Raw genomic sequence first — 26,206 nt, forward strand, 5'->3', positions numbered from 1 at the left:
AAACAGCGCCGATGATAGTGTAGCATTTGCTATGTGAAAGTAGGACATTACCAGGCTTCAAATTGTAGAGAGCCCGACTAGAAATAGTCGGGCTTTTTTACGTCTGCAGAAAAGTAAAATACGCGCAATTAACACACACTCACATCAACACCCATCACGTAGGTCGGGCGATCGTAGCGACTCCCGACGTCAAAAGCATTAAAAACCTTCGCTCGACAATGAGTGGTAGCATTTGTACTATGGGTAAATAATACCAATTGGTTTAACATCTGACCTAATATAAAAGCGTTAATTATCTGGTCTTGTGATAAGTATTGAACATGACCTTTAAGCCTTTATATACGCTTTGGGTAGGTTACTGAAGAGAATAAAAGTAGTTATGCAGAGGTTGATATAGAGGTTCACGCATAGAACTTAAATCTAATGGGCATGAGGTTTTTAAATAATAGTGTTCATGGAGTGCCTATCTAAACTTGCAGTATTAACTACCCTTCATTAATTGTTTTATAGCCAGATAGGCGTTTAGGGGCTGCTTTAATTTCATATGTACTGAGCGTTATTAATTTTTAATCCTAAGATTAACGAAGGCCATATACTTTATATTAAAAACTATCGACAAGACTTACTGAAAAGCAATTCATGTACTCCTTCAACTAAAGTTTATTTTGTATTCTCTTGGTTCTAACTAACCACCTATATACGCCGATAATGAACAATGCAGCAGATCCGAAGCCACTTAACACCCAAATGACTTTTAAAATGTTACCGCCAATGCTGCCGTCATGTAGAGGGTGTATCCAGTTTTTTATTTTACTAGCCGTACTTTGCTTATCTATATTAAACACGCTCTCTAACTTTCCTGTAAGTGCATTAACCTCTATATAGCTATGTGGAAAGCGATACGAAGGATCGTTTACAGTTTGAAATCTTAATCTGTAAATAGCATTTAAGTTTGATGGTGTTTCAATCCAAGCTAAACGCGCATTCGGTAATGCTTTTTCAGCTATTAATACCGCTTGTGATAAAGAAATATCGGTTTGTTTGCTCGGTTGAATTTGTGTTTTTGGTGGGGAGTTTATATCGCTAACTAGAGCGGTTAATATAGGATCTGTTTGTTTTGGAATAGCGAGCATAACACCTGTAACAGTTAAAGCTAGTAGCGGTATGCAGAAGGTTAAACCAATTAGTTTATGCCAGTCGTATAGCAAACCTATTTTAGAGCTACGAGATTTAAATTTTAGTGCCTTTACCCACTGCCCAGGCTTTGGAAACCAAGCAAAGAACCCAGAGATAAGAAGAACTATTGAGGCTATGCCTATATAGCCAACGACGAGAGTGCCCGTTGCTCCTGTTAGTAATGAAAAATGTAAGTTGTACATCCAAGTTACTAAGTATTTTCCCCAATAGTTTTTACGTATTACTTTATCACTACTGCTAGATAGCCATACCATTAAGGGGGCAAAGCCTTGCTCTTTTGTTTCTATTGGATTGTAGTATCGCGCGGGAATTACTGAATTTATACCTGTGTTTTCTAATCGCCATGGCCCTTGCTTTGAAGGGAAATTGGCTCTTAGCGTATTATATGCTTGATCCCAATTAGGCGTTTTTATGTTTGTAGTAGCGTCATTTGCTGGATTTAGCAGTAAGTCTATTTGCGGATAGTAAACTAATATAGAGCCAGAAAGAGTGATAATAGTAAGTAAAACACCTACTGATAGGCCTAAGTATAAATGTAACCGCCTGAATGTTTTTCGCCATGAAAGCTTTAGTGTCATTAATTAAATAGCCGTAATGAGTAATGCAGGTTTATTGGGCATTAAGGAATGATTAATTACGCGGTATATTATATGGTTTTTGATATGAGTTGTGCGGCATTTTGTCGCACTTATTCAATTAGGTATTTAGAAAGTAAAACGCCAGCCCTTGGCTGGCGTCAAAATACAAGCTTGAAGCTTATTTAAGCTTTTGGCCCTGCATTTTTTATATCGTCTGATACGTCATACTTAGCAAAGTTTTCAGTGAAGTCAGCGGCAAGTTTTGCTGCATATTCATTGTACTTAGCTTTATCTTCCCACGTATTTATAGGATTAAGTAAGTTAGTATCTACACCTGGAACTGCTACCGGTACATCTAGGTTTAAAACATCAATGTGCTGAGTTTCAACACCGGCTAATTTACCAGATACGATTGCATCAACTACTGCGCGAGTAGTCGGAATATCAAAGCGCTTACCTGTGCCGTAAGGGCCGCCAGTCCAACCTGTATTCACAAGGTATACTTTAGCGCCAAACTCGCGTACGCGCTTCATAAGAAGCTCAGCGTAAACACCTGCAGGACGTGGGAAGAATGGCGCACCAAAGCAGGTTGAAAACGTTGATTCAATATCGCTAGTAGAGCCAATCTCAGTTGAGCCAACTTTAGCTGTGTATCCACTTAAAAAGTGAAAAGCAGCAGCTTCTTCGCTAAGAACAGATACCGGTGGTAATACACCGCTTACATCACAAGTTAAAAATACAACAGCTTTTGGTTCGCCTGCGCGGTTTTCAACTTTACGTTTTTCAACATGCTCAAGTGGATATGCTGCACGGCTATTTTGAGTAAGGCTAGTATCGTTAAAATCTGGAACGCCTTTTTCATCTAGCACTACATTCTCTAAAATAGTACCAAAGCGAATTGCATTCCAAATTACAGGTTCATTCTTTTGTGACAGGTCGATACATTTAGCATAGCAACCGCCTTCAATATTAAACACGCTTCCAGGTGCCCAACCGTGTTCGTCATCACCAATTAAAAAGCGAGTAGGATCTGCTGAAAGAGTTGTTTTGCCCGTACCAGATAAACCGAAGAATAATGCTGTATCGCCTGCTTCACCAACGTTAGCAGAACAGTGCATTGGTAATACACCTTTTGCTGGTAGTAGGAAGTTTTGTACAGAAAACATCGATTTTTTCATTTCACCGGCGTAGCGCATACCTGCTAGTAATACTTTACGCTGTGCAAAGTTAATAATAACGGTGCCATCGCTATTTGTGCCATCACGTTCCGGCTCGCATACAAACGAAGGAACGTTCATTACTTGCCATTGTGGTAAGTTTGAGGCGTTATAGTTTTGTGGTTCGATAAACATGTTTTTGGCAAAAATATGGTGCCACGCTGTTTCTGTAGTTACGACTACAGGTAGATAATGCTCAGGGTCAGCGCCGACTTCTAGGTGAGAGGTGAAGTGGTCATTACTTTGAACATGTGCTTCTACGCGAGCCCATAATGCGTCAAATTTTTCTGCATCAAATGGACGGTTAACGTTGCCCCATTGAATGTCATCTTGAGTTGTCGCTTCTTGAACAATAAAACGATCTTTTGGTGAACGGCCAGTTCGTTTTCCTGTAATTGCAACAAAAGCACCATTTGCGGCTAAAGTACCTTCGCCACGGCGGATCGCATGCTCGACAAGTTCAGCTGCGGTTAAATCGACAAAACGTGTAGCGCCTGTAGTCATGTTTATACCTAACTATAATGTGTGAGAGTTTGAACGGGATAGCTCTGGGGTTATCAGTGCCCTTAAGCTGAAATTATAGTAACAGAAGGTTTTGAGATATTCGAGCCCGTAAAGCCTCTAAAAACACATATATTTGCTAAAAAACATGAATAATTTCAATGATACCGGTGTCAGTAAGTTAACAAAATTCATGACACCGGTATCATCTTTTTATAATATAAAACCGCATATTTTGCGGCTTTAATTACTATATATAAATGAAGCTGAACATTTAGTTGAAAATGCTTTTTATGTCTTGTTCGTTAAAAACATACTCTTTTAAACAGTAATGACAGTTAATGTTAACAGTCCCTTTCTCAGCTACATCTTTGAGTAGTTCTTCTTGTCCAATATTAACAAGTGCAGTAATTGTTTTATCACGACTACAACCACATTTGAATTTAATAGCTTGAGGTTCAAATACGCGAGGATTATCTTCGTGATAAAGACGTGTAAGAACAGTGTTCGCATCTAAGTGTAACAACTCTTCATTTTTAATCGTGTTACTTAATGCTTCTAGGTGTGCAAAGTCTTCAATTGATTTTTGTTTATCAACTGGAAGCACTTGTAAAAATAGACCACATGCTTTTGCGCTACCTTCAGTAGTGTCAGTTGCAAACCAAAGACGTGTTTTTAGCTGCTCAGATTGCTCAAAGTAACTTTCAATACATTCACTAAGAGTATCATGCTCTAGCGGCACTATACCCTGGTAGCGTTCACCTTTTTCAGGGGTAATAGTGATTACCATATAGCCTTGGCCAATAAGCTCTTTTACAGTTGTGCCCGCAATTTCGCTTTGCAGGCGTGCAATGCCACGCATATTTTGTTTGTCATCACCATTTATAACAGCATATTTAACTGGGCCATCACCTTGAAGCTGTACAGCAATTTCCCCTTCAAACTTTAAGGTAGCAGTAAGTAAACAGGTTGCAACGAGTAACTCACCAAGTAATGCTTTAACAGGGTCTGGGTAATTATGGTCGGCAATCATTTCATTATAAGCACTCTCGATTTGTACGAGTTCGCCACGAACATCTAGTTCGTTGAATAAATAACGGTGAAGTAAATCTTGTTGCATGAGCGGCTATACCTAACTTGATTTCATTTTTAAAAGTTCGCGTCTTTGCTTTTTATCCGGTTTTTTATCCGGATGGGGGGCAAAAAAGCTGTTATTTTTGCGTGCGATGCTGTTCTCTTCGCGTTTAGCAATACTGGCATCAGATTCTTGATACATGGTCTGTGCAATGGGGGCGCTTTGGCGTTTTTCAAGCACTGAGAGTATGGTTATCAGCTTTTCATCTACTCCTTGTGCAAGTTTTATGTTTGCGCCAACTTCTACTATTTTACTCGCTTTTGTACGTTGGCCATTATAATGTACTTTGCCGCCTTGTACCATTTCACGTGCAATAGCACGAGTTTTATAAAATCGCGCAGCCCACAACCATTTATCTAATCGAACTTTTAACCCATCCGCATGGTCTGAGTTGGTGTTAGCGTTACTTTTTTTACTCATAAGGCATTTCCCCACGTTTTTATAGCTTAAAATTTATCATGAAATCATCGTAGGATGAAGGTATTACAACAGCCGTTTGCTTTTTGTACTACTATGTAAAGTTAATTTAATCTGTTTACAAAGTTTAATATTAGTGTGCTTGTTGAAAGAAAAATGAAAGGGTACTATGGGTACGCGCTAACGCAGTAAATTAAAATAAGAACACTATTTATGGAACAGCAAATCCAGCAACTAAAACAATTTTTAACGCGGTTACCGCATGCTAAATTAAGTGCATTAGTGACACTGTTAGTTGTTGTTTATCTTGCATTTTTATTATCAAAGCTTGTCTGGCTTTTATGGCCGAAACCACCAGTAACTCTACTTACTCCTACTCATTATGCTAATCAGCCATCTGGTGCGAGTAATAACTCAGCGCAGCATATTATTGAGCAATTTTTATTTGGTAAAAAAACTGTAACAAACAACAATAATACTGCAAAACAATCGCAGGTTATAAACAATGCGCCAGAAACACGCCTAAGTATAAATTTAACCGGTATTGTAGCGGTTAATAACGATGATAAAGCAGGTATCGCAATTATTGAATCACAAGGTAAGCAAGTAAGCTATCTTGTTGAAGAAGTAGTATTAGGCACGCGTGCTGAAGTAGCACAAATATTACCTGATCGTGTTATTTTGAATGTTAATGGGCGTTTTGAGACATTGATGCTTGATGGGCTCGATTTTAATAAAACGGTATCTATGCCAGTACTCGCTGCCCGTGATGATGCTGAAATGGGTCCGCAAAAAGTAGAGCCAAGTGAACTACAAATAGATGCTACTGCAGATCCAGACGTTAAAGAAGCAATTATAGAAACACGTGAAGAACTGCTCGAAGAGCCAGGCAAATTATTTGACTATATACGTGTTTCACAAGCTATGAATGATGGCGAACTAATCGGATATCGTTTAAGTCCAGGTAAAGAGCCTGAACTGTTTAAACAAATGGGATTAAAAAATAACGATTTGGCTATTTCTATAAATGGCTATCAATTAACAGATTTAAAACAGGCTATGTCAGCTATCAACGAGCTGCGTAATAGTACAGATGCCAATATCACTATAGAACGTGATGGTGAACAAATCGATGTGCAATTTAGTCTGCAATAATTTAGCTTTGGAGTTTTAATATAATGGTTCAGGTGCTACACCTCAAAAAAATTAAAAAAGGGTTAGCTAAGTACGCAGCACTTTTTTTGGCGGCAAGTATTTCTTTGTCTGTTTCTGCTGTTGAATATGCTGCTAACTTTAAAGGAACTGATATCAACGAGTTTATTAATATTGTTGGTAAAAACCTTAATAAAACAGTGATTATTGACCCTAACGTGCGCGGCAAAGTAAATGTTCGCAGCTATGAGTTAATGGACGAAGCACTTTATTATCAGTTCTTCTTAAATGTATTGGAAGTTTATGGCTACTCAGCTGTTGAAATGGACAATGGCATAATTAAGATAGAAAAAAGTTCAGACGCCAAAAAATCAAATGTACCACTTATTGACGAAGGTAGTGAAGCTAGCGGCGACATGATGATTACACGTGTTGTACGTGTTAAAAATGTAAGTGTACAAGAGCTTGGCCCTTTGGTTCGTCAATTTAGCGATCAAAAAGATGGTGGCCACGTTGCCAACTTTAATGCGGCTAACGTTATGATGCTAACGGGTCATGCAGCATCGGTTAATCGCTTAGTTGAGATTATTCGCTCTGTTGATCAGGCGGGTGACAAGCGTGTAGACATCGTTAAGCTTAAATATGCGACGGCAGATGATGTTGTCTCTGTGGTAGATAATATTTATAAAGACAGCGGTAAAGGCAGTGTACCTGAATTCTTAATTCCAAAAGTTGTGGCTGATGGCCGAACTAATAGCGTTATTGTAAGTGGTGAAGGCCAAGCACGTACACGTGCTATTGAGCTCATTAAGCGCTTAGATGGTGAGCTAGAAAGCCAAGGTAACACCAAGGTGTTTTACTTAAATTATGCTAAAGCTGAAGATTTGGTCAAAGTATTGCAGGGTGTTAGTAAGTCCCTTGTTGAAGATGCACAAGGCGGTACTACTAAAACTCGTAGCAGAAGCAATAATGAAAGCAGTATAGAGTCTCACCCTGACTCAAACTCATTAATTATTACCGCACAGCCAGACACAATGCGATCACTTGAATCTGTAATTGAACGCCTTGATATTCGCCGTGCCCAAGTATTAGTTGAAGCCATTATTATTGAAGTAATGGAAGGCGACGGGGTTAACTTAGGGCTGCAATGGATTTCTGAGCAAGGCGGTATGCTGCAGTTTAACAACGGCACTACGGTTCCCGTGGGCTCGTTAGCTGTTGCTGCAGAGCAAGCACAAGATGTAACTGTTACTAAAAATATAATAGGAACAGAATCTGGTACTGTAACGCCATATACGGAAACAACAGAAGGTGATTATGGTCCATTAGCCTCCTTACTTAGTGGCATTAATGGTTTAGCGCTGGGCGTTGTTAAAAATGATTGGGGCGCAATTATTCAGGCTGTTGCCACTGATACAAATTCAAATATATTGGCTACCCCTTCTATTACTACAATGGATAACGAAGAAGCTTCTATTTTAGTCGGTCAAGAAGTGCCTATTATTACAGGCTCACAAACGGGCAGTAATAATGCTAACCCATTTCAAACGGTTGAGCGTCAAGAAGTCGGTATTAAACTGATAGTTACGCCACAGATTAACGATGGCTCTGCAGTACAACTTACTATTGAGCAAGAAGTATCGAGTGTAAGTGGTGCAACTGCTGTTGATATTTCAGTTAATAAACGTGCAATTAAAACAACGGTTATGGCCGATGATGGCGGTATGGTTGTACTTGGCGGTTTAATTGACGAAGACGTACAAGAAAGTGTTTCTAAGGTACCGTTATTAGGCGATATCCCTATTTTAGGTCACCTGTTTAGATCAACAAATACAACGCGCCGTAAGCGTAATCTTATTGTATTTATTCGCCCAACCATTATTCGTGATGGTGTAAGCATGAATAAGTTAAGCTTTAATAAATATAACTTTATTCGTGGTGAGCAGTTTAAACAAAAAGAAGATGGTATTGAGTTAATGCCAATGACAGATACGCCTATTTTACCTGAGTGGAATGACGAACTAGTACTTCCACCTACGTATGAAGAGTCTCTACGTAAACAAAATGCACAAGAGCGTAAAGATGACTAATGCGATTCAAGAGATAAACCAAGATGTGGTTCATCCTCAAACGCATAATCAGGATGAGCTATTAACGAGTGATGTGTTAGTTGAGTTACCAGCAAAGCGTTTGCCATTTTCCTATGCAAGACGCGCAGGTGTGTTGCTTGGTAAAAACAAAGATCATCGTATAGTTTACTACCGTGGTGAGCTAGATGTTGAAGTACTATTAGAAGTACGCCGTATCGCAGGCCATGGTTTTACACTTGAGCAATTGGATGATGATAAATTTGAGCTATTGCTTGAAGCGTCATACCAACGTGATAGCTCTGAAACGCAACAAATGATGGAAGATATTGGCAACGAGGTTGATTTATTCTCACTTGCTGATGAGCTCCCGCAAACTGAAGATTTACTTGCTGGTGACGATGATGCGCCAATCATCAAGCTTATTAATGCCATGCTAAGTGAAGCGATTAAAGAAGGGGCTTCTGATATTCATATCGAAACCTTCGAGCAAGAGCTTGTTATTCGCTTTAGGGTAGATGGCGTGCTTAAAGAAGTACTTAAGCCTAATCGTAAACTTGCATCGTTACTTGTATCTCGTATTAAAGTAATGGCTAAGCTTGATATAGCTGAAAAACGTATTCCACAAGATGGTCGTATTAGCTTACGTATTGCAGGGCGTGCAGTTGATGTGCGTGTATCTACAATGCCATCGAGCTTTGGTGAGCGTGTAGTACTGCGTTTACTTGACAAAAACAACGCGCGCTTAAACCTTGAAGATTTAGGTATGACCGCAGAAAATCGCGCATTGTTTTCAGATTTAATTAGTAAACCCCACGGCATTATTTTGGTAACAGGGCCTACGGGCTCTGGTAAAAGTACCACTTTATACGCTGGTATGAGCCAAATTAACTCACGCGATCGTAATATTCTTACCGTTGAAGATCCAATAGAGTACGAAATTCCAGGCATTGGGCAAACACAAGTTAATGCAAAAGTTGATATGACATTTGCACGTGGTTTACGTGCAATATTACGTCAAGATCCTGATGTAGTAATGGTGGGTGAAATACGCGACCTTGAAACTGCGCAAATTGGTGTTCAAGCGTCACTTACCGGTCACCTTGTTATGTCTACTTTGCATACAAATACCGCATCGGGTGCAATTACACGTATGGAAGATATGGGTGTTGAACCCTTCTTACTTTCATCGTCGTTACTCGGTGTATTGTCGCAACGCTTAGTACGTACGTTATGTAATACCTGTAAAGAGGGTCACACGGCTGATGAGCATGAATGCCAGCTGTTAGGGGTTCCTTTTGAAAGCCAACCGACAATCTATCGAGCGGTGGGGTGTGAAGAGTGTAACTTTAATGGTTACCGTGGTCGTACCGGTATTCACGAGTTACTTGTAGTTGATGAAACCATACGCGAAATGATTCACAACGGTAAAGGCGAGCAAAGCGTAGAAAAATACATTCGTAAGCGCAGCCCAAGTATTCGTCAAGATGGGTGTAGCCGTGTACTGGCAGGCAAAACAACACTTGAAGAAGTATTGCGTGTTACCCGTGAGGAAGGTTAACTATGGCGGCGTTTGAATATCGTGCCTTAGATGGCCGAGGTAAAGAAAAAAAAGGCATTTTAGAAGCCGATACAGCTAAACAAATCCGCCAAACTTTACGTGATCAAAAACTAACGCCGCTTGAAGTTGTTCCTGCGGCGCAAAGTGATAAACAGGTCAAAGGCGAAAAAGCCCCTTTACTCGGTGGCTTTTTTAAGCCGACAATTTCAACCTCAGACCTAGCATTAATTACAAGGCAATTAGCAACACTTATTCAATCGGCACTTCCTGTTGAAGGCGCTGTTATGGCGGTTGCTGAGCAATGCGAAAAGCCGCGTTTAAAGCGGATGCTTATGTCGGTACGCTCAAAAGTAGTTGAAGGTTACACCCTTGCCGATGGTCTTAGTGAGTTTCCTCATGTTTTTGACGATTTATATCGTGCAATGGTAGCCGCAGGCGAAAAGTCGGGTCACCTTGACCAAGTACTTAATCGTTTAGCCGACTATACCGAGCAGCGCCAACATATGCGTAGCCAAATAACTCAGGCTATGGTTTACCCTATTATATTAGTGGTATTTGCAATTGGTATTGTGTCGGTATTACTGGGCACCGTAGTACCAAAAATATTAAAAACGTTTGAAAAAACGAAACAAGTACTTCCTTGGACAACCGAATGGGTTATGGCAGGCAGCCATTTTGTGCAAAATTATTGGTTTATTAGTTTAATAGCTATTACAGCTATAGCCATTGGTATTAAGCATGCACTTAAGCAGCCTAAAATACGTTTTTGGTGGGATGACCGAGTGCTACATATGCCAGGTATAGGTAAAGTGGCTCGTGGTATTAATACCGCACGTTTTGCGCGTACTTTAAGTATTTTATCGTCAAGCTCAGTACCATTACTTGAAGGAATGCGTATCTCGGGCGGCGTATTAATTAACGAAAAAATTAAAAAAGCGGTTGCAGATGCATCCGACAGAGTGAGTGAGGGTGCAAGCTTAAGAGCTGCACTTCAGCAAACTAAGTTGTTTCCACCAATGATGCTGCATATGATAGCAAGTGGTGAAAAATCAGGTGAACTAGAGCAAATGTTAGAGCGTGCTGCAAATAACCAAGATCGCGAATTTGAGAGCATGGTTAATGTATCGCTTAAACTACTAGAGCCTGCGATGATCGCCTCAATGGCGGTTATTGTATTATTTATAGTAATGGCAATATTGCAGCCAATAATGGCGATGAATAAAGCTGTTGGACTTTAAGTTAGAATAAATTTTTAAATATATTAATGGTTTTACCTAAACCATTTTTACTTAAATGTTTTTAGAATAATGAGGTAATTACGTGAATAAACAATCAGGTTTTTCTTTACTAGAAGTGATGGTGGTACTGGTTATCATCGGGATGATTATGTCAATTGTTGCACCTAACATTATGGGTCAGCAAGAAGAGGCTGCTATTGATAAAGCACATCTAGATATCCAGCAATTAGAGGATGCAATGAGCTTATACAAGCTTAAAAATAAGAGCTACCCAAGCACAGAGCAAGGTCTTGAAGCGCTAGTTACCCAAACAAGCATTGAACCGGTTCCAAAACGTTTCCCTGATGGTGGCTTTATTAATGAATTACCAGAAGATCCTTGGGGTAATACTTATCAGTTAATTAGCCCAGGTGAAATTGGCAAGTTTGATATTTTTTCTATGGGCCCAGACGGTGAAGCAGGTACTGATGACGATATCGGTAACTGGGACGAAGAAAAACAATAATGCCTAAGTACACCGTTCTGTATGAACATGTTAATGCTAGAGGCTTGCTATGAAAGCAAGCCTTAAGCAGCGCCATGCAAAAAGCAGAGGCTTTAGTTTAATAGAAATTTTAGTGGTATTAGTGATCATCGCTTTTGCCACCAAAATGGTTGTATATAGCTTAGAAGGCGGTGCTGAGGAGGAGTTAGATACTCAAGCACTAAGGCTGCATACCACCATTAATATGGCATCGGAATTTGCTATTTTAAACCAAGTTGAATTGGGCTTATTAGTAGAAGAAAATACATTAGAGTATTTAGTTTTCGATGGTGAAAAGTGGATTACTTTTGACCGTGAAGATCTTTTTAAACCAATAGAATTAGACGAAAGATTAAAGCTCACTCTTAACTTAGAAGATTTAGCGTGGGCGCAAGATAACCTCTTAGAGCAATCTAACTGGCGCGAGCTTATGAGTGGCGGCGATGAAGACAGTTTACTTGAGCTTAAAAAGTTAAAAATACCACAAGTACTTATTTTGTCATCAGGTGAGGTAAGCGCGTTTCAACTTGTATTAGAGTTAAAAGAGCAAAGCGAACCTGTGTATTACATTGAAGGTGAATTTACTGCACCAGTAAACTTTCGCCGAGAGCCAGAATAATGAAGCGCACTAAAGGGTTTACCTTATTAGAGGTGTTAGTGGCATTAAGTATTTGTGCCATGGCGGGTATAGCTGCAATGCAAGCAACAAGCGAGCATATTCACCACTTAACGACTATTGAAGAGCAAACCTATGCATCTTGGGTCGCCGAAAACGTTATTATTGAACAGCGTACTAAAGGCGAACAATGGCAAGGTAAAAATAACCTTAAAGGCAGCGAAGTAATGGGCGGTGTTGAATGGTTTTGGCAGCAAGAAGTTACAGCCACAGCTGACAAAAGCTTTGTAAAACTAACCATAAATGTTTTTACGGATGAAAAATATGAGCATTCAGCATATGAGTTATCAACGTATTTAAATAAAGGCAAAAAGTAAGTGAAGCAGCGCGGGTTTACATTACTTGAAGTTATGGTTGCACTGGGTATTTTAGCTTTTGTTATTATTGCTACTCATCAAATACTCGAGACGACAACAAGAGCAAAAGATGCCTCCGATGAAAAGATTGCTGAGCTAAATGGATTGCAAACAACATTTAGATTAATGGATCAAGATTTTAGCCAAATGACCAAACGCTCAGTTCGCAATGAGTCGGGTGATGTTCAAGAACAATATTTACTTGCTGGTCGTTACGTTTTAGAAAGCCAATACGATGGTATTGCGTTTGTACGAGATGGCTGGGTAAATCCAATTAATTTATTGCCACGTTCAGAACTACAAGCCGTTGGTTATAGAGTGATAGACGATAACCTTGAGCGTGTTTATCGGGTTTATGTTGATCAGCTTGATAATATGGAACCGCGAGTTCAACGTGTACTAGAAAATGTTGAAGAACTTAAGTTTGAGTTTTTGGATGATAAAAACGAATGGCAAGAACAGTGGGAAATTAAAGCTCTCCCTAAAGCGGTTGCTGTTACGTTGCAACAAATAGAAGCAGAGCCAATTCGTCGTGTATTTTTAGTTCCTGGGCAAGGCAAAGTTGTTGCTACACAAAGTACGGATGTGAATAATGGTTAAGCAGCAATCATCGCGCGGCGCAGCACTTGTTATTGTTTTGTTTATTGTGGCTTTAGCGGCTATTTTAGCAGTAGAAATGAGTGCTAATTTAATGGTTCAAGTGCAAAAAAGTACAAACTTGCAAGGTCACCAACAAGCTAAATGGTACGCCTACGGTGCAGAAGAGCTTGCTATTAAAGGGCTAATACAAAGTAAAAAAGATGATGCCGATAAAACAACACTCGATCAAGTGTGGGCAACTCAAGGTGATGCTTCATACCCTGTTGATAACGGCACGTTAAGTGGCAAAATTACTGATTTACAAGCATGTCTAAATTTAAATGCTTTAGCCATAGCGCCAGAAGAAAATAGCGCAAGTAAAACAAACCCTGCACATAAAGCACTATTTGCATTACTTGAAAACATTGAAGATTTACCTGCTGATGAATCAGAAGAGACAATGGCAGATAGCGTATTTGATTGGCTTGATGAGAACAGTATTACGTATCGCTCAGGCGCAGAAGAAGACGAGTACTTATCGCGAGATTTTCCGTATATGACAGCCAATAGCTTATTTGCATCAACATCGGAGCTGCGTTTAGTTAAGGGCTTTAATCCATTAGTGATGGAAAAAGTATTGCCATATGTATGCGTAATACCAGGCAGTACGCTTTTATCAATTAACGTAAATACATTATTGCCAGAGCAAGCGCTCATACTCAGTGCCTTGATAGAAAGCTTAAGCTTATCTGGCGCAGAAGCGGTGTTAGGCGCAAGACCGCAAACTGGCTTTGACACCATCGATGAATTTTTTGAACAGGTGAAGCAGCAAGGCGGTACTAATACTGACTCAATAAAAAGTCTATTTAGTATTAAAAGCGAATATTTTAAATTACAAACGCAGGCAAACTTTGTCGACCTGCGTTTTTCGATGACCACATTACTGCACGCTAAAGATGGCGACGTAACGATACTGGCGCGAAAATTTGGAGGCGTACAGTGACAGAAATACTGTTGATCCGCACGGGTCAAACCGAACAAGAATTACTTAACTGGTTAATTTACTCACCACAAGAACAAGAAATAATAGCCAGTGGCGAGTTACCAAATGCAGAGCATTTAAGTGAGCTAAGCGAAAAAGCACTTACCCGAGAAGTTGTCGTGTTATTACCCAGTGATCAAGTGCAATTAAAAACGGTCGCTTTGCCAACAAAATGGAATCGCAAGCTTGAGCAAGCATTGCCATACATGCTTGAAGAAGATATAGCATGTGACGTAGATGAACTGTTTATAGCTGTAGCGCAGCCGACAATGCTTGGTGAGCAACATGCAATTCGTGTAGCAATGACAGACCGTGAATGGTTTGAACAATGGCTTGCATTATTTGCTGAGCATAATCTATCAGTATACAGAATATTACCCGATGCTTTGTTGTTACCGCTTGCAGATGATGGCGCCGTAACTGCTATTGAGCTCAACAACCAATGGTTGTTTAAGCAAGGGCAATGGCATATTAGTGCGGTTGAATCTAGTTGGTTGAATGGCTATTTATCAGCCATGGGTAACCCCGACATTAAACATTTTAGTCCTGCTAATCAGTTTCCTGAAAGCGTTAACTTACAAGCCCAAACAAGCGATTACGACTTACCTTTAGCATTATTTGCAAAACAGTTAGATAGCGTTAATTTTAACTTACGCCAAGGTATGTATCAGCTTAAAAAACAAAGCGCTTTGTGGTGGGGTTACTGGAAAGGCGCCGCAATTATAGCAAGTGTTGCATTGGTTTCTACAATTACAATAAAAGCTATTGAGTTACACCAACTTAATACACAAGTAGAAGTAGCTAAAGCTCAAGTAGTCGACAGATATCAAAAAGCATTTCCGGGAACTAAAGTTCGCCCTAATCTAATTAAAAGCCAAATTAAAGGCGCGTTAGATAAAATACAAGGCTCAAGTGAATCCGGCTTTTTAGACTTAACGACTAATTTGGTTGATGTATTTTCGCAAGTCAGCGAATTTACACCTGAAACACTTCGTTATGACAAACGTCGTAATGAGCTGCGAATTCGTGCACGGGCTAAAGACTTCCAAACTTTTGGTAAAGTAAAAATCATACTTGAAAAGCAAGGTTTAACTGTTGAGCAAGGGTCTTTAAATAATGACGGTGATTATGTCGTAGGCGAAATTAAACTGCGAGGTGCAGTATGAAAAAGCAGTTAATGAAACAGTGGCGTTCGCTTAAAGAGCAAGAACAACAATTGGTAATGGTCGCTGGTGGCGTGTTTATTATTTTTGTTTTAGTAATGGGGATATTTAGGCCATTAAATAACGCGATAGAAAAAGCACAGCAATCTCAAATTAAACAACAAGAGCTATTAGCTTGGGTTGATGACAGTATTGTTAAGCTAAAGGCTGCAGGCAACACCAGTGTTGCTAGCAATACAAACTTAAGCCAAGTGGTAAACTCTACTCGTGGACGCTATAAAATCAATATTAGTAAAATGCAGCCCAGTAGTGATTCACTTCGTTTGACGCTTGACTCAGTAGAGTTTAATCAGTTAATAGAATGGCTAGATGAGCTAGTAAATCAGCATGGTTTAAAAATTGAAAATTTAGATTTAAGTCGCGATGATAAATCAGGCTATGTGCGCGTAAGCCGTTTAGTATTAGAGAATTAATTAATGAAAAAAATAATAACGTTATCGGCTGTCTTTTTAATTAGTTTTATTGTGTTTTGTATTATTAAATTACCAGCACATATTGCACTAGATATAGCAAAACCGTACTTTCCAAAGCAATTAGAAGTAGGCCAAACTGTAGGCACTGTTTGGCAAGGTCAAATGATGCAAGTTCGTTTTGATGGTGAACAGTTAAATAATGTGCGCTGGGATATTGCAGGCTGGAAATTATTTACAGGCAAACTAAATGCGAACATAAAATTTGGTAATCCACGAGAACGCAGTGATATTTCGGGTTACGCAGATGTAAGTTATGGGTTTTTTAATAAAAAAGTAATAGTGACTGACGCCCTAGTACGCTCAACTGTAGAGCGTGCAATGCAACGTGTGCAACTTCCTCTGCCTGTTACCGCTAAAGGGCGTGTGATATTAGAACTTGATGAATACAGCTCAGGCGCACCTTATTGTGACTCACTAAAAGGTGAAATAGCGAGCCCTAATATTGATGTTCAAGGCTTAAATGGATGGTTTAATATTGGACCTCTAGCTGGTAAGTTAAGCTGTAAGTCGGGTGATGTTGCTATATTAATTGACCCAGATAATACGCTTGGCCTTGAGGCAGATGCTACACTTAAAGCTAATTTCGACTTCAGAGTGGCAGGTTATGTAAAACCAGATGCCAGCTTACCTAAAGATGTACATGATGCGGTTAAGTTTTTAGGCCGACCAGATAACCAAGGTCGCTATCCGCTCAACTTTTAATGTTTTAATATAAAGAGTTTTAATGCAAATACCCCAATTTACTGAGTTGCACGCAAAGCAGCTCAGCTCATTTTTAAATACCCAATCTCAAGCAATGACCCTTGTACAAAGCCAAGGCTATTTATTTGGTGTAATTTGTTCGCCCAACCCATTAGATGTACATGAGTGGCTTGAGCAGATATTGCCAAACACAGCTAATGATTTAGATGAAGAAATGCTTTTTTTGTTTATGGCGCTTTATCACAAAATTAGTGAGCAGGTGTTCGAAACTGGATATAAATTACCAGACACATTTGATGCTGAATTTTGTAAGTCGTGGAGTAAAGGCTTCTTAGTTGCAACGAAAGCTTATGCAGAACCTTTGTTAAATGCACCGCAATTAGACGTTGATTTTAAACAAGCACTAGAAAGTGCGTTAAGCACACTAAGCTTTTTTGCACTCGACCAGCTAGCAATAGCTCAGATTGCCAAACAAAATAACATGACAATAGAAGCTTTGTGTCAGTATCAGTATGAATCTATGGGTGACTTTGCATTAGGGTTTGCTGAACTAATTGAAGTGGTCGCAATTAATAGCGGCTTGATAACCGACGAGAGTTGGGAAGAGTAATTATTAATACTAGGCGCTTAGTTTAATCTAAGTGCCTAGCTCTAATATAATATCCGTACAGCCTTGTTTGCAATTTACTATGCCTTTACCAGGCTCGCTGGTGGCTAAATCAAGTGTTAAAACCCCATTACACTTCTCACACTTTAATGTTTTGCCTTGCGCTAATTGCTTGAGCATATTGCGCTGCTTATGAAATGAGTCGCTTGCTTTTTTATTTAATCCTGAAAAATCCACTACTTTGCTCGCTTTTGTTCTAATGCTTCAGTCACTATTTTACATACCGTATTTAAACGGTCGTCATAAAAATAAAGGTTTAAGTCACGCTCACGACAATAGCGTAGGTGAAATAACTGAACAGAGTCATCTGTTGTAAACGTTTTTTCTACATACTCACCTTCAGATTCAGATAGTTTAAGTTGACTGCTGATCCTATTTTTCGCCATATTTGCAGCAGGGCTTCTGTTGACCTTGCTTGCATCACTTAAAAAGCCAATGCCTTCACCTAGTAACCTTTCGCGAGGTTCTTTTATAAGTGGGTGATCGATTGTAAAAAAGGCAAGGATCACAACTACCAAAATAATAAATTTTTTCATGGATACGTAAACCTTGATCTAAGTAGGGTTGAATTACCATGCAGTGTAATAAACTGCATTTTAAAAGCAAGTAACTGGGATGAATAAATTATTAGCGATCTATGCCAGTAATTTTAACCAACATTGTTATAATGGTTAACAGCAGTCAGATATTTCTGAAATATCTGAAAGTATTCGAGATGGCAATTTATTAAAGTAAATCTGCCTAGCAAGTAACTTGCTAGCTTTAAGTATAGAGTACTTGAGTATTGCTGGATTTTTATTTCCAAGCGGCGTTGAGGAACTTCGATGGACAAGCAAATTAAAGTAAAGAATATCCCTGTAGAGGTGAAAATCCAAAAACCGGATTTAAGCCGTCAAGATGATAGGTTCAATCCCCGAAATCGTATTTATGTGCGTGCTGTAAAAGGCCTACATCAATTACTTAGGCAGCGCATTGGCTTTTTAGGCCTACTTGCGTTTATGTTACTTCCTTGGATTAATTTTAACGGCCAGCAAGCAGTGCTGTTTGATCTAATTGGTCAAAAATACAATATTTTTGGTTTAACGCTATGGCCTCAAGATTTTACCATATTAGCGTTTATTTTTATGCTGGCAGCATTTGCGCTGTTTTTAGTGACCACCTTCTATGGACGGGTGTGGTGTGGCTACACATGTCCGCAAACTGTTTGGACCTTTATTTTTATTTGGTTTGAAGAAAAGCTTGAAGGCACTGCCAATCAGCGTAAAAAACTCGATCAACGACCCATGGACTTTGATAAGTTTTGGCGTAAAACGGCAAAGCATACTAGTTGGGTATTGTTTTCGTTGTATACCGCTATTTCTTTTGTGGGTTACTTTACGCCAATAAGGGAGTTACTCCCTGACTTTGTAACGTTTGATGTAGGCGGTTATGCACTAGTCAGTATTATTTTCTTTGCTGCGTGTACCTATGGTAATGCCGGTTGGATGCGAGAAATTATGTGTTTACACATCTGTCCTTACTCTCGTTTTCAATCAGCTATGTTTGATAAAGACACATACACCGTAACGTACGACGAAAGCCGAGGTGAAAGCCGTGGTCCTCGTTCACGTAAAGTAGACCATAAAGATTTAGAATTAGGCGACTGTATAGACTGTAACTTGTGCGTTCAAGTGTGCCCAACAGGTATTGATATTAGAAATGGGCTACAAGCTGAGTGTATCAACTGTGGTGCATGTATTGATGCGTGTGATGGCGTAATGGATAAAATGGAATACCCGCGTGGGCTTATTTCATATACGACAGAGCGAAATCTCGAAACCCCAGAAAATAAAACGAATCCACTGCGAGCTAAAATTATTGGTTACACGGTCATACTTGTTGTGCTTACGGGAGCGCTTGTCGCTAATATAGCACTGCGTAAAACAATGGACTTTGATATTATTCGTGACCGAAACCAATTATATCGTGTCGATTTTGATGGTTTAGTAGAGAATACCTATACATTAAAGGTAATTAATAAAGCGCAGTACGAGCAAACCTTTAATATTAAAGTACAAGGGTTAGATAACTTTAAGTATATTGGTAAGCAGTCATTTACTGTGCAGGCAGGGGAATCTCATAACGTACCATTGTCACTTGTAATGGACCCTTATGATTTGAAGGCGCCGATGACTGAGTTTAACTTTGTGCTTTCACCGGTAGATGAGCCGGATGAGACAATATCGCAGTCGAGTAACTTTTTTAAAGCGCGATAATCGCAACTTACCTTAATTAGGTAAGTTGATATAGCAATTAACAAAAGCGGGTATATAACCCGCTTTTATTTTATATAAGAAGAGTATGAGTAAATTTAGTTTTATTGACTTAACACCAGACCTAATACTCGATGCAATAGAGAGCGTAGGTGTGTACGCCGAATCTGGTTTATTGGCGCTCAATAGCTATGAAAACAGAGTGTACCAATTTAAAGCGGATGATGGCCTGCGTTACGTAGTGAAGTTTTATCGCCCAGAGCGCTGGAGTAAAGAGCAAATTCAAGAAGAGCATGACTTTGCATTTGAACTAGCGGATGCAGAAGTACCCGTTGTTGCCCCTATTTTATATAATGGACAAAGCTTATTTGAACACGAAGGGTATTTGTTTGTGTTGTTTCCAAGTGTAGGCGGGCGTTTATTTGAGGTTGATAATTTAGATCAGCTTGATGTAATGGGGCGATTGATTGGCCGTATGCACCAAGTAGCTAAAACAAAACCTTTTACTTACAGGCCAACAGTTACCTGCGAGGAGTATTTGCATACAGCCAAAGTTCATCTTCAAAAAAGTAACTTAGTGCCCATGGGAATAAATACTGCCTTTTATACTATTTTAGATTTAGTGATAGAGCAGGCGCAAAAACAGTATAAAGATGTGCAAAGTATTCGCTTACATGGTGACTGCCACGTTGGTAATATTTTATGGGCAGGTGATGCGCTAATGTTTGTTGATTTAGATGACAGCCGCCAAGGTCCTGCAATCCAAGATTTATGGATGATGCTCAGTGGCGATAGAGCGACGCAACTGTTACAGTTAGACACCCTTGTAAATGCATATGAAGAGTTTTGTGATTTTGATCACTCTCAACTCAAATTAATTGAACCGCTGCGAGCAATGCGTATTATTCACTATATGGGATGGGTAGCTAAACGATGGAGTGATCCTGCTTTTGTGCGGAACTTTACATGGTTTGCTGATGACAAATACTGGGAGCAACAAATTTTAGCACTGAAAGAGCAACTTGCAGCATTGCAAGAAGCACCGTTAAAGTTATTGCCGTAATATTTTATTTAAAGACAAGTACAACGAGATACAAATGCTTAAAAAATTAAAACTGAGTTTATTACTTTTATGTTTACCATTTGCAGCACTTGCTGCACAGTTTGAAGTTGATAATCAATACACTGTTATAGATGTAGACAAAAGCAAGTCACCGCAAGTAACTGAGTTTTTCTCATTTTACTGTCCACATTGCTTTAAGTTTGAACCAGTAGCAAAAGCAATTGAAAAAGGCTTGCCAGAAGGCGCTGAGTTTATTAAAAACCACGTTAACTTTTTAGGTGGCGTGTCACCACAAGCACAAAGTAATTTAAGCTTTGCTTACTTAATTGCTAAGCAGCATGGTCAGGCGCAAAGTATTAGCGATCAAATTTTTAAAAGTATCCATGTTCAACGTGCACCATTAACTGAAATGAAAGACGTTAAAAAATTACTTGAAGTAAACGGTATTGATAGCGCAACATTTGATCAAGAGATTGCAAGCATGCCTGTTATTTCAGCTGAGCAAGCAATGCAAAACAAACAGAATAAATATTCAAAATTAGGCGCACTTACAGGTGTACCTACTTTTATTGTTAACGATAAATATAAAATAAACCTCAACACCATCAAAAATCAAAAAGAACTTGATGAGTTAGTAGCGTTTTTATTAGCACTATAAATTTCGGAGCATAATAATGATTAAATTAGTTAAAGCAGGTTTGCTTGCAGTACTACTTCCTATGGCGGCAACAAGCTTTGCAGCAACGTATGAAGAAGGCGTGCATTACGACGTTGTTTCTGAGCGCGCAACAAAAAAGCCAGAAATTAAAGAGTTTTTCTCATTTTACTGCCCTGCATGTAATAACATGGAAGCACTAATTGGTGAGTTTAAGCCTAAGCTTGATAAAAACGTTAAATTTAAAAAGAGCCATGTTGATTTTGTAGGTGTACGCGACCCAGAAAACCAACAGATGATGAGCCAAGCACTCGCTACTGCAGAAGTGCTTCCGCAAAAAGATAAAATTGTCTCTGCAATCTTTAATCATATTCATACAAAGCGCGCTAGTTTTAATGAGCTTGCAGATGTAAAAGATATATTTGTAGCGCAGGGCGTTGATGGCGATAAGTTTGATAAGCTGTTTAAAAGCTTCTCGGTACGTACGCTGAGCTCTAAAATGAAACGAGATCAAGACTACTTTAAAGAAAAAGGCGCACTACGTGGCGTACCTACATTTATTGTAAATGGTAAGTATAAATTAAACCTAGGTCGTGAGTCGGGTATTACTGAACCAGAAGATATTAGCAAACTGATTAATTACTTAGCTAACAAGTAAGTTTAGCTAAAACTAAAAAAGCTCCTACAAGGAGCTTTTTTTATGGGTAACGTTTACTGAGCGTATTTATTTGCGCTGCAAGAAAACACCCGACTCAATGTGATGTGTATATGGGAACTGATCAAATATAGCAAAGCGCTTAACGTTATGCGTACGTGTTAAGTGATCAAGGTCACGCTCAAGAGTTTCAGGATTACACGATATATAAATTATGCTTTCGTAGTTAGCCACTAAGTCACACGTTAATTCATCCATGCCCGCGCGTGGTGGATCAACTAATATGGTTTGGCAGTCATAGCTTTTTAAATCAATACCATCTAAACGAGAGAAAGTACGCTCGCCATTCATTGCTTGAGTAAACTCTTCACTAGACATACGAATAATATCTAAGTTCTCTACGTTGTTTTTAGCAATGTTGTATTGAGCAGAGTGAACAGATGATTTTGATATTTCCGTCGCTAATACTTTATTAAAAGAACCTGCTAATGCAATTGAAAAGTTACCGTTACCACAATACAATTCTAGTAAATCATTTTTAAGTGGTTTACATAAATCTTGTGCCCACTCCAGCATATTAATATTTACTTTTGCATTAGGCTGAGTAAAGCTATTTTCTACTTGTTGATAAATAAGCTCTTGCCCATTAACTGTTAAACGTTCAGTTACAAAGTCATCACCTAGTACTTCTTTTTGTTTGCGAGCACGACCTATAAAGTCAATTTTGTATTTACTGCTAAGCTTTTCTTTCAGTGCTTTAATTTCACTTAACCATTCATCATCCAGTGGTTTGTGATAAAGCAAGCTTACTAAAATTTCACCGCTTAGCGTTGATAGGTAATCGATTTGAAATAACTTACGGCGTAATATTTCACAAGGCTTAAGATTTTCAATCATCACCTGCATTATTTCACCTACTAGAGGCGCTGCTGGGTCAAATGTATCAACACGGATTTTTTCTTTTGTTTGTTGATCAAACATAATGTGAAACAGATCATCACCGTCGTGCCATACTCTAAATTCAGCACGTTGGCGGTAGTTAGTTGGCTCTGAGCTAAATACTTCTAATTGCTCCACACCAAAACGTTGAAACTGCGTACTAATTCGCTGCTCTTTTTCACTTAACTGCGCTTGGTACTGTGTGGTATCTATTTTAATAACTGCCATTAACGCTACTACCTTATCTAAGATCTGTTTATCGGCGCTATTGTAGGGAGCGCTGCGTATTTGTCTAGTTTTGGCTAGCATTTATGCTGTTTTATTGAACATTGTACTTTAGTTTTTGTTGTTATAGCCGATAATAAACTACGCACGCTTAGGAGACGAATCATGAAAATAGGTAATTATGGCTTTACGCCAAACAACAACATCAATAAATTCAATAATAAAGCTGATATACAGCAACCTACAATTACGTCTCCTCAAGATAGCTATCAACAACGAGGCCGAGAGTTGGCCGCAAAGGTGCTTGGCGATAAAATGGCTGAGCAGCTTGGATTACCTATCGCAGAAAAAAAAGCAGATAAACCACTATTTGATTTTGATGAAATAGTAAAAAACGTACTCGATTTTGTAAGTAGTGCTGTAAATAAAGCAAAAGCTAACGGCGCTGATGACGAAAAGCTCAAAGATATGCTAGGCGATGCGCGCAAAGGAGTCCAAATAGGGATTGATGACGCTGTTGATGAACTCAAAGGTACAGGCGTATTTAATGATGACATGGAAGAGGGCATTAATAAGTCCAAAGAGGGAATTTACAATGGGCTGGATAAGTTTGAAGAGTCGTTATTTAACCCACAACCTGCCAGCGTAAATATAAGCCAGGCCCAATACGTCAGTATGACGAGTAATGCAGAGTATAAATTTACTACAGCAGAAGGCGATGAGGTAAGTATTAGCTTTGCTGATGCATTTGAATCTCAATCGGCAAGTGGCTATCAGCAAAATAGTAATAGTGAGTCGTTTGCAAGCTCATCATCGCAATCTCGACAGGTATCATTTTCGATGTCGGTAAATGGTGACTTAAACGAGCAAGAGCAAGAAGCTATTAATGCGATGATGGAAGACTTACAAGATTTAAGTAAAACCTTTTTTGGTGGTGATTTAGATGAAGCATTTGAACAAGCGCAAGAGCTGAGTTTAGACAGCGATCAGCTGGTGGCTTTTTCTATGGATTTACGCCAAACAAAAACAATAGCAACAGTTAAAAGCTATGAAGAATATAAACCAGCACCAGAAAAACAAGTAGCAGAGGGGTTAGCCCCTTTTAATGACGACCTTAAAAATGCTTTTGAAAAAGCGGGTGAGCTTGGATTACAAAATCAGCTAGCTGGCATTCTCCAATGGTTAAATCAAGATCAGGAACAAATAGATAAGTTAGTAGATTATACAAAGTCTATGTTCGAAAACCTTAATCAGTTAAATTCAGCAGCCGACAGGCTTACTGATTTAGAAGCCACGCAAAGTTAAACTACTTTCTTTTATAAAAACCTCATGGCAAACTGCCGATCTTAAAGTAAAGTAGGAACGGTAGTTTGTCAGCGCATATAATGGTCTTTGATTCAGGTATTGGTGGAACTACTGTACTTGAACATATCAAGCAAAGTATCCCCAATGCTCAGTACAGCTATTTTATGGATAATGCATTACTACCTTATGGTGCTCAATCCCAACAAACTATAATTAACCGATTATGTTCACTTATTCATTTCATCAAAGCCAACACGCTTAACGTCGATTTAATTGTAATAGCGTGTAATACAGCTTCTACATCTGCACTCAGCGCTGTTCGCCAAATTACGGATATTCCTATAGTAGGTGTTGTGCCAGCAATAAAACCTGCAGCAGAGTTAACACGTTCAAATCATATTGGCTTATTAGCCACACCGGCAACGGTCGCCAGTTCATACACTAAAACATTAATTACTGAGCATGCACGTAATGTAATCGTTAATCTATATAGCAGTGTTGAATTAGTAACGTTAGCTGAGGAATGCTTTTTTACAGAGTCTTTGGATACAAACAAGTTGCATCAAGTGCTTGATGACCTACATATAGATAAAACTATAGATGTACTTGTATTAGGATGTACGCACTTTCCAATATTAGCAGAGCCTATTAGTCAGTATTTTGAAGGGAATGTAAAATTACTTGATTCAGGTGTAGCGATAGCAAACAGAGTCAACTACCTACTTAACCAACTTAACTTCTGTGTGAATAAACTAACAGACATAAAAAAGCCGCTGCAATATTATGCAACGGCTGATGTGTTTAGCAATAAGCTAGCGGTAAAGCTAGTTACACTGACTGATCCGTCTCAGTACGTAGAGCATTAGAATCATCTTCTTGTTTTTGTTTTGCTTCACGTACCTTTAAAGTACGTTGTTGGAACTCGCTATCGTTCAAGTTAGCAATTGCATTGTCTGCATCAGCTTGCGCCATTTCAACAAAACCAAAGCCACGACGCTTGCCAGTATTCTTATCCTTTAATAAACGAACATTGAATACTTTGCCTTGTTCTTCAAATAATGCACGAACCACACCTTCGTTTGCACGATAAGGAAGGTTACCAACATAAAGCGTTTTTGTTTTAACTTCAGCTTCTTCAGTCACATCAGATGACATTGCAGCAATAGCAATCGCACCTATTAATAAACCAGCACCAAATAGTAATGCAGGGTTTAAAGCTAAGCCGCCTAAAGCGAACTCAACAACAACAAAACCAACTACAGCAAGAATAACAGAGAAGATAAAAGATTTTTGATCGGGTAATTTCATTTTAGATCTACCAATAAACAGGAAATAAACATTAATTTAACATTGTGAACTTGCTATCTTAACGTCTAAATCAAACATAGCAATGATATTTGTATTAAATAATAAATAAGAGCACAAAAAAGCATCATCTTAGGAAGGTTTTCATATGGTTTTACATGGTTTTGTTCTATTTTTGTTCGAACAGTAAAAAGATCTAAAAAAAGGGTTGATCTGTTTTCGGATCTCCCTATAATGCGACCCCACTGAGACGGGATATGGCGACGCGCAGCGGACAACGCATAGCGAGGCACGAACTACTCAGAGAGTTAAATAAAACTTCGGTTTTAAATTATCTAAAAAGAAAGTTTAAAACTAAGTGTTGACTCGAAAAATAAAGGGTGTATTATTCGCATCCCTTGAGACGCTAAAGCGACTCAAAACGTTCTTTAACAATATAAAGCAATCATCTGTGTGGGCACTCGTACAGATTGAGTTCTAACA

Annotated in this window: 27 protein-coding genes; 19 read left to right on the forward strand and 8 right to left on the reverse strand. The window is 38.9% G+C overall.

What is annotated here, in order from left to right; translation table 11 throughout:
* Positions 1 to 653 precede the first annotated feature (653 nt).
* The 4 genes from H4J63_RS15445 to hslR all read right to left on the reverse strand — a co-directional run bounded on the left by H4J63_RS15445 (position 654) and on the right by hslR (position 5,048).
* Positions 654 to 1,775, reverse strand: coding sequence for a PepSY domain-containing protein (locus H4J63_RS15445; protein WP_002962023.1), 1,122 nt, complete (start codon positions 1,773 to 1,775; stop codon positions 654 to 656).
* A gap of 182 nt (positions 1,776 to 1,957) precedes the next feature.
* A complete protein-coding gene (locus tag H4J63_RS15450) occupies positions 1,958 to 3,496 on the reverse strand; it encodes a phosphoenolpyruvate carboxykinase (protein ID WP_039488561.1) in 1,539 nt (512 codons plus the stop codon).
* A gap of 271 nt (positions 3,497 to 3,767) precedes the next feature.
* Complete coding sequence (gene hslO, locus H4J63_RS15455) at positions 3,768 to 4,613, reverse strand: Hsp33 family molecular chaperone HslO (protein ID WP_182197423.1); 846 nt, start codon at positions 4,611 to 4,613, stop codon at positions 3,768 to 3,770.
* A gap of 12 nt (positions 4,614 to 4,625) precedes the next feature.
* Positions 4,626 to 5,048, reverse strand: a complete 423-nt coding sequence (gene hslR, locus H4J63_RS15460; RefSeq protein ID WP_002962027.1) for a ribosome-associated heat shock protein Hsp15 — start codon at positions 5,046 to 5,048, stop codon at positions 4,626 to 4,628.
* Between the two features lie 210 nt (positions 5,049 to 5,258).
* Here hslR and gspC point away from each other — a divergent pair, with 210 nt between their 5' ends.
* From gspC to H4J63_RS15525, 13 genes are all read left to right on the forward strand, one after another.
* Complete coding sequence (gene gspC / locus H4J63_RS15465; RefSeq protein ID WP_182197424.1) at positions 5,259 to 6,200, forward strand: type II secretion system protein GspC; 942 nt, start codon at positions 5,259 to 5,261, stop codon at positions 6,198 to 6,200.
* 23 nt (positions 6,201 to 6,223) lie between these two features.
* Positions 6,224 to 8,287: a type II secretion system secretin GspD gene (gene gspD / locus H4J63_RS15470; protein ID WP_002962030.1), complete on the forward strand. Its 2,064-nt coding sequence runs from the start codon at positions 6,224 to 6,226 to the stop codon at positions 8,285 to 8,287.
* Positions 8,280 to 9,845: a type II secretion system ATPase GspE gene (gene gspE / locus H4J63_RS15475; protein WP_002962032.1), complete on the forward strand. Its 1,566-nt coding sequence runs from the start codon at positions 8,280 to 8,282 to the stop codon at positions 9,843 to 9,845. The genes gspD and gspE overlap by 8 nt, the downstream gene beginning before the upstream one ends.
* Positions 9,846 to 9,847: 2 nt before the next feature.
* Entirely contained in the window at positions 9,848 to 11,083 is a 1,236-nt protein-coding gene (gene gspF, locus H4J63_RS15480) for a type II secretion system inner membrane protein GspF (RefSeq protein ID WP_002962033.1), read from the forward strand.
* An 82-nt stretch (positions 11,084 to 11,165) separates the two neighbouring features.
* On the forward strand, positions 11,166 to 11,588 hold the full coding sequence (gene gspG, locus H4J63_RS15485) for a type II secretion system major pseudopilin GspG (protein ID WP_002962036.1): 423 nt from the start codon (positions 11,166 to 11,168) through the stop codon (positions 11,586 to 11,588).
* Positions 11,589 to 11,637: 49 nt separating this feature from the next.
* Entirely contained in the window at positions 11,638 to 12,225 is a 588-nt protein-coding gene (locus H4J63_RS15490) for a Tfp pilus assembly protein FimT/FimU (protein WP_182197426.1), read from the forward strand.
* Positions 12,225 to 12,599, forward strand: a complete 375-nt coding sequence (gene gspI, locus H4J63_RS15495) for a type II secretion system minor pseudopilin GspI (protein ID WP_002962039.1) — start codon at positions 12,225 to 12,227, stop codon at positions 12,597 to 12,599. Before H4J63_RS15490 ends, gspI begins: the two co-directional genes overlap by 1 nt.
* Positions 12,600 to 13,238 carry a type II secretion system minor pseudopilin GspJ gene (gene gspJ, locus H4J63_RS15500; RefSeq protein WP_182197428.1) on the forward strand — a complete coding sequence of 213 codons (639 nt, stop codon included), beginning with the start codon at positions 12,600 to 12,602 and terminating at the stop codon, positions 13,236 to 13,238.
* Positions 13,231 to 14,220, forward strand: a complete 990-nt coding sequence (gene gspK / locus H4J63_RS15505) for a type II secretion system minor pseudopilin GspK (RefSeq protein ID WP_024596391.1) — start codon at positions 13,231 to 13,233, stop codon at positions 14,218 to 14,220. The genes gspJ and gspK overlap by 8 nt, the downstream gene beginning before the upstream one ends.
* Entirely contained in the window at positions 14,217 to 15,425 is a 1,209-nt protein-coding gene (gene gspL, locus H4J63_RS15510; RefSeq protein WP_154904188.1) for a type II secretion system protein GspL, read from the forward strand. The genes gspK and gspL overlap by 4 nt, the downstream gene beginning before the upstream one ends.
* Positions 15,422 to 15,895 (forward strand): type II secretion system protein GspM, encoded by a 474-nt coding sequence (gene gspM / locus H4J63_RS15515; RefSeq protein WP_024596393.1) that lies wholly within the window; start codon positions 15,422 to 15,424, stop codon positions 15,893 to 15,895. Before gspL ends, gspM begins: the two co-directional genes overlap by 4 nt.
* A 3-nt stretch (positions 15,896 to 15,898) precedes the next feature.
* The gene (locus H4J63_RS15520; RefSeq protein WP_002962047.1) at positions 15,899 to 16,657 is read left to right on the forward strand and encodes a type II secretion system protein N; all 759 of its coding nucleotides are present in this window, start codon (positions 15,899 to 15,901) and stop codon (positions 16,655 to 16,657) included.
* Positions 16,658 to 16,679: 22 nt separating this feature from the next.
* A complete protein-coding gene (locus H4J63_RS15525) occupies positions 16,680 to 17,267 on the forward strand; it encodes a UPF0149 family protein (RefSeq protein ID WP_024596395.1) in 588 nt (195 codons plus the stop codon).
* Between the two features lie 27 nt (positions 17,268 to 17,294).
* Here H4J63_RS15525 and H4J63_RS15530 read toward each other — a convergent pair whose 3' ends face one another.
* Together H4J63_RS15530 and H4J63_RS15535 are read right to left on the reverse strand one after the other, a co-directional pair.
* Positions 17,295 to 17,501 carry a hypothetical protein gene (locus H4J63_RS15530; RefSeq protein ID WP_182197430.1) on the reverse strand — a complete coding sequence of 69 codons (207 nt, stop codon included), beginning with the start codon at positions 17,499 to 17,501 and terminating at the stop codon, positions 17,295 to 17,297.
* Entirely contained in the window at positions 17,501 to 17,860 is a 360-nt protein-coding gene (locus tag H4J63_RS15535) for a hypothetical protein (protein ID WP_002962051.1), read from the reverse strand. Before H4J63_RS15535 ends, H4J63_RS15530 begins: the two co-directional genes overlap by 1 nt.
* A gap of 288 nt (positions 17,861 to 18,148) precedes the next feature.
* On the opposite strand from H4J63_RS15535, the gene ccoG reads away from it, so the two are divergent.
* The 4 genes from ccoG to H4J63_RS15555 all read left to right on the forward strand — a co-directional run bounded on the left by ccoG (position 18,149) and on the right by H4J63_RS15555 (position 21,952).
* Positions 18,149 to 19,579 (forward strand): cytochrome c oxidase accessory protein CcoG, encoded by a 1,431-nt coding sequence (ccoG, locus tag H4J63_RS15540; RefSeq protein WP_182197432.1) that lies wholly within the window; start codon positions 18,149 to 18,151, stop codon positions 19,577 to 19,579.
* Between the two features lie 85 nt (positions 19,580 to 19,664).
* Complete coding sequence (locus tag H4J63_RS15545) at positions 19,665 to 20,639, forward strand: serine/threonine protein kinase (RefSeq protein ID WP_024596396.1); 975 nt, start codon at positions 19,665 to 19,667, stop codon at positions 20,637 to 20,639.
* Between the two features lie 34 nt (positions 20,640 to 20,673).
* Positions 20,674 to 21,297, forward strand: coding sequence for a thiol:disulfide interchange protein DsbA/DsbL (locus H4J63_RS15550; RefSeq protein WP_002962054.1), 624 nt, complete (start codon positions 20,674 to 20,676; stop codon positions 21,295 to 21,297).
* A 16-nt stretch (positions 21,298 to 21,313) separates the two neighbouring features.
* Positions 21,314 to 21,952, forward strand: a complete 639-nt coding sequence (locus H4J63_RS15555) for a thiol:disulfide interchange protein DsbA/DsbL (protein ID WP_010555409.1) — start codon at positions 21,314 to 21,316, stop codon at positions 21,950 to 21,952.
* Between the two features lie 66 nt (positions 21,953 to 22,018).
* On the opposite strand, the gene trmA is transcribed toward H4J63_RS15555, so the two are convergent.
* The gene (gene trmA, locus H4J63_RS15560; protein WP_182197434.1) at positions 22,019 to 23,116 is read right to left on the reverse strand and encodes a tRNA (uridine(54)-C5)-methyltransferase TrmA; all 1,098 of its coding nucleotides are present in this window, start codon (positions 23,114 to 23,116) and stop codon (positions 22,019 to 22,021) included.
* A gap of 162 nt (positions 23,117 to 23,278) precedes the next feature.
* Between trmA and H4J63_RS15565 the strand changes: the two genes are divergently transcribed.
* The gene (locus H4J63_RS15565) at positions 23,279 to 24,418 is read left to right on the forward strand and encodes a DUF5610 domain-containing protein (RefSeq protein WP_182197436.1); all 1,140 of its coding nucleotides are present in this window, start codon (positions 23,279 to 23,281) and stop codon (positions 24,416 to 24,418) included.
* Positions 24,419 to 24,483: 65 nt separating this feature from the next.
* Positions 24,484 to 25,284, forward strand: a complete 801-nt coding sequence (gene murI / locus H4J63_RS15570; RefSeq protein WP_182197438.1) for a glutamate racemase — start codon at positions 24,484 to 24,486, stop codon at positions 25,282 to 25,284.
* Here murI and H4J63_RS15575 read toward each other — a convergent pair.
* Positions 25,247 to 25,726, reverse strand: coding sequence for an RNA-binding protein (locus H4J63_RS15575; RefSeq protein ID WP_007582860.1), 480 nt, complete (start codon positions 25,724 to 25,726; stop codon positions 25,247 to 25,249). The two genes, murI and H4J63_RS15575, sit on opposite strands and share 38 nt — an antisense overlap.
* Positions 25,727 to 26,206 lie beyond the last annotated feature (480 nt).

Source organism: Pseudoalteromonas sp. 5Ae-yellow, assembly GCF_014077565.1.
Taxonomy (GTDB): Bacteria; Pseudomonadota; Gammaproteobacteria; order Enterobacterales; family Alteromonadaceae; genus Pseudoalteromonas.

Coding starts and splice junctions, on each gene's coding strand:
- H4J63_RS15445 (WP_002962023.1), bottom strand. CDS start 1,775: ATGACACTAAAGCTTTCATGGCGAAAAACATTCAGGCGGTTACATTTA.
- H4J63_RS15450 (WP_039488561.1), bottom strand. CDS start 3,496: ATGACTACAGGCGCTACACGTTTTGTCGATTTAACCGCAGCTGAACTT.
- hslO (WP_182197423.1), bottom strand. CDS start 4,613: ATGCAACAAGATTTACTTCACCGTTATTTATTCAACGAACTAGATGTT.
- hslR (WP_002962027.1), bottom strand. CDS start 5,048: ATGAGTAAAAAAAGTAACGCTAACACCAACTCAGACCATGCGGATGGG.
- gspC (WP_182197424.1), top strand. CDS start 5,259: ATGGAACAGCAAATCCAGCAACTAAAACAATTTTTAACGCGGTTACCG.
- gspD (WP_002962030.1), top strand. CDS start 6,224: ATGGTTCAGGTGCTACACCTCAAAAAAATTAAAAAAGGGTTAGCTAAG.
- gspE (WP_002962032.1), top strand. CDS start 8,280: ATGACTAATGCGATTCAAGAGATAAACCAAGATGTGGTTCATCCTCAA.
- gspF (WP_002962033.1), top strand. CDS start 9,848: ATGGCGGCGTTTGAATATCGTGCCTTAGATGGCCGAGGTAAAGAAAAA.
- H4J63_RS15490 (WP_182197426.1), top strand. CDS start 11,638: ATGAAAGCAAGCCTTAAGCAGCGCCATGCAAAAAGCAGAGGCTTTAGT.
- gspI (WP_002962039.1), top strand. CDS start 12,225: ATGAAGCGCACTAAAGGGTTTACCTTATTAGAGGTGTTAGTGGCATTA.
- gspK (WP_024596391.1), top strand. CDS start 13,231: ATGGTTAAGCAGCAATCATCGCGCGGCGCAGCACTTGTTATTGTTTTG.
- gspM (WP_024596393.1), top strand. CDS start 15,422: ATGAAAAAGCAGTTAATGAAACAGTGGCGTTCGCTTAAAGAGCAAGAA.
- H4J63_RS15520 (WP_002962047.1), top strand. CDS start 15,899: ATGAAAAAAATAATAACGTTATCGGCTGTCTTTTTAATTAGTTTTATT.
- H4J63_RS15525 (WP_024596395.1), top strand. CDS start 16,680: ATGCAAATACCCCAATTTACTGAGTTGCACGCAAAGCAGCTCAGCTCA.
- H4J63_RS15535 (WP_002962051.1), bottom strand. CDS start 17,860: ATGAAAAAATTTATTATTTTGGTAGTTGTGATCCTTGCCTTTTTTACA.
- ccoG (WP_182197432.1), top strand. CDS start 18,149: ATGGACAAGCAAATTAAAGTAAAGAATATCCCTGTAGAGGTGAAAATC.
- H4J63_RS15545 (WP_024596396.1), top strand. CDS start 19,665: ATGAGTAAATTTAGTTTTATTGACTTAACACCAGACCTAATACTCGAT.
- H4J63_RS15550 (WP_002962054.1), top strand. CDS start 20,674: ATGCTTAAAAAATTAAAACTGAGTTTATTACTTTTATGTTTACCATTT.
- H4J63_RS15555 (WP_010555409.1), top strand. CDS start 21,314: ATGATTAAATTAGTTAAAGCAGGTTTGCTTGCAGTACTACTTCCTATG.
- trmA (WP_182197434.1), bottom strand. CDS start 23,116: ATGGCAGTTATTAAAATAGATACCACACAGTACCAAGCGCAGTTAAGT.
- H4J63_RS15565 (WP_182197436.1), top strand. CDS start 23,279: ATGAAAATAGGTAATTATGGCTTTACGCCAAACAACAACATCAATAAA.
- H4J63_RS15575 (WP_007582860.1), bottom strand. CDS start 25,726: ATGAAATTACCCGATCAAAAATCTTTTATCTTCTCTGTTATTCTTGCT.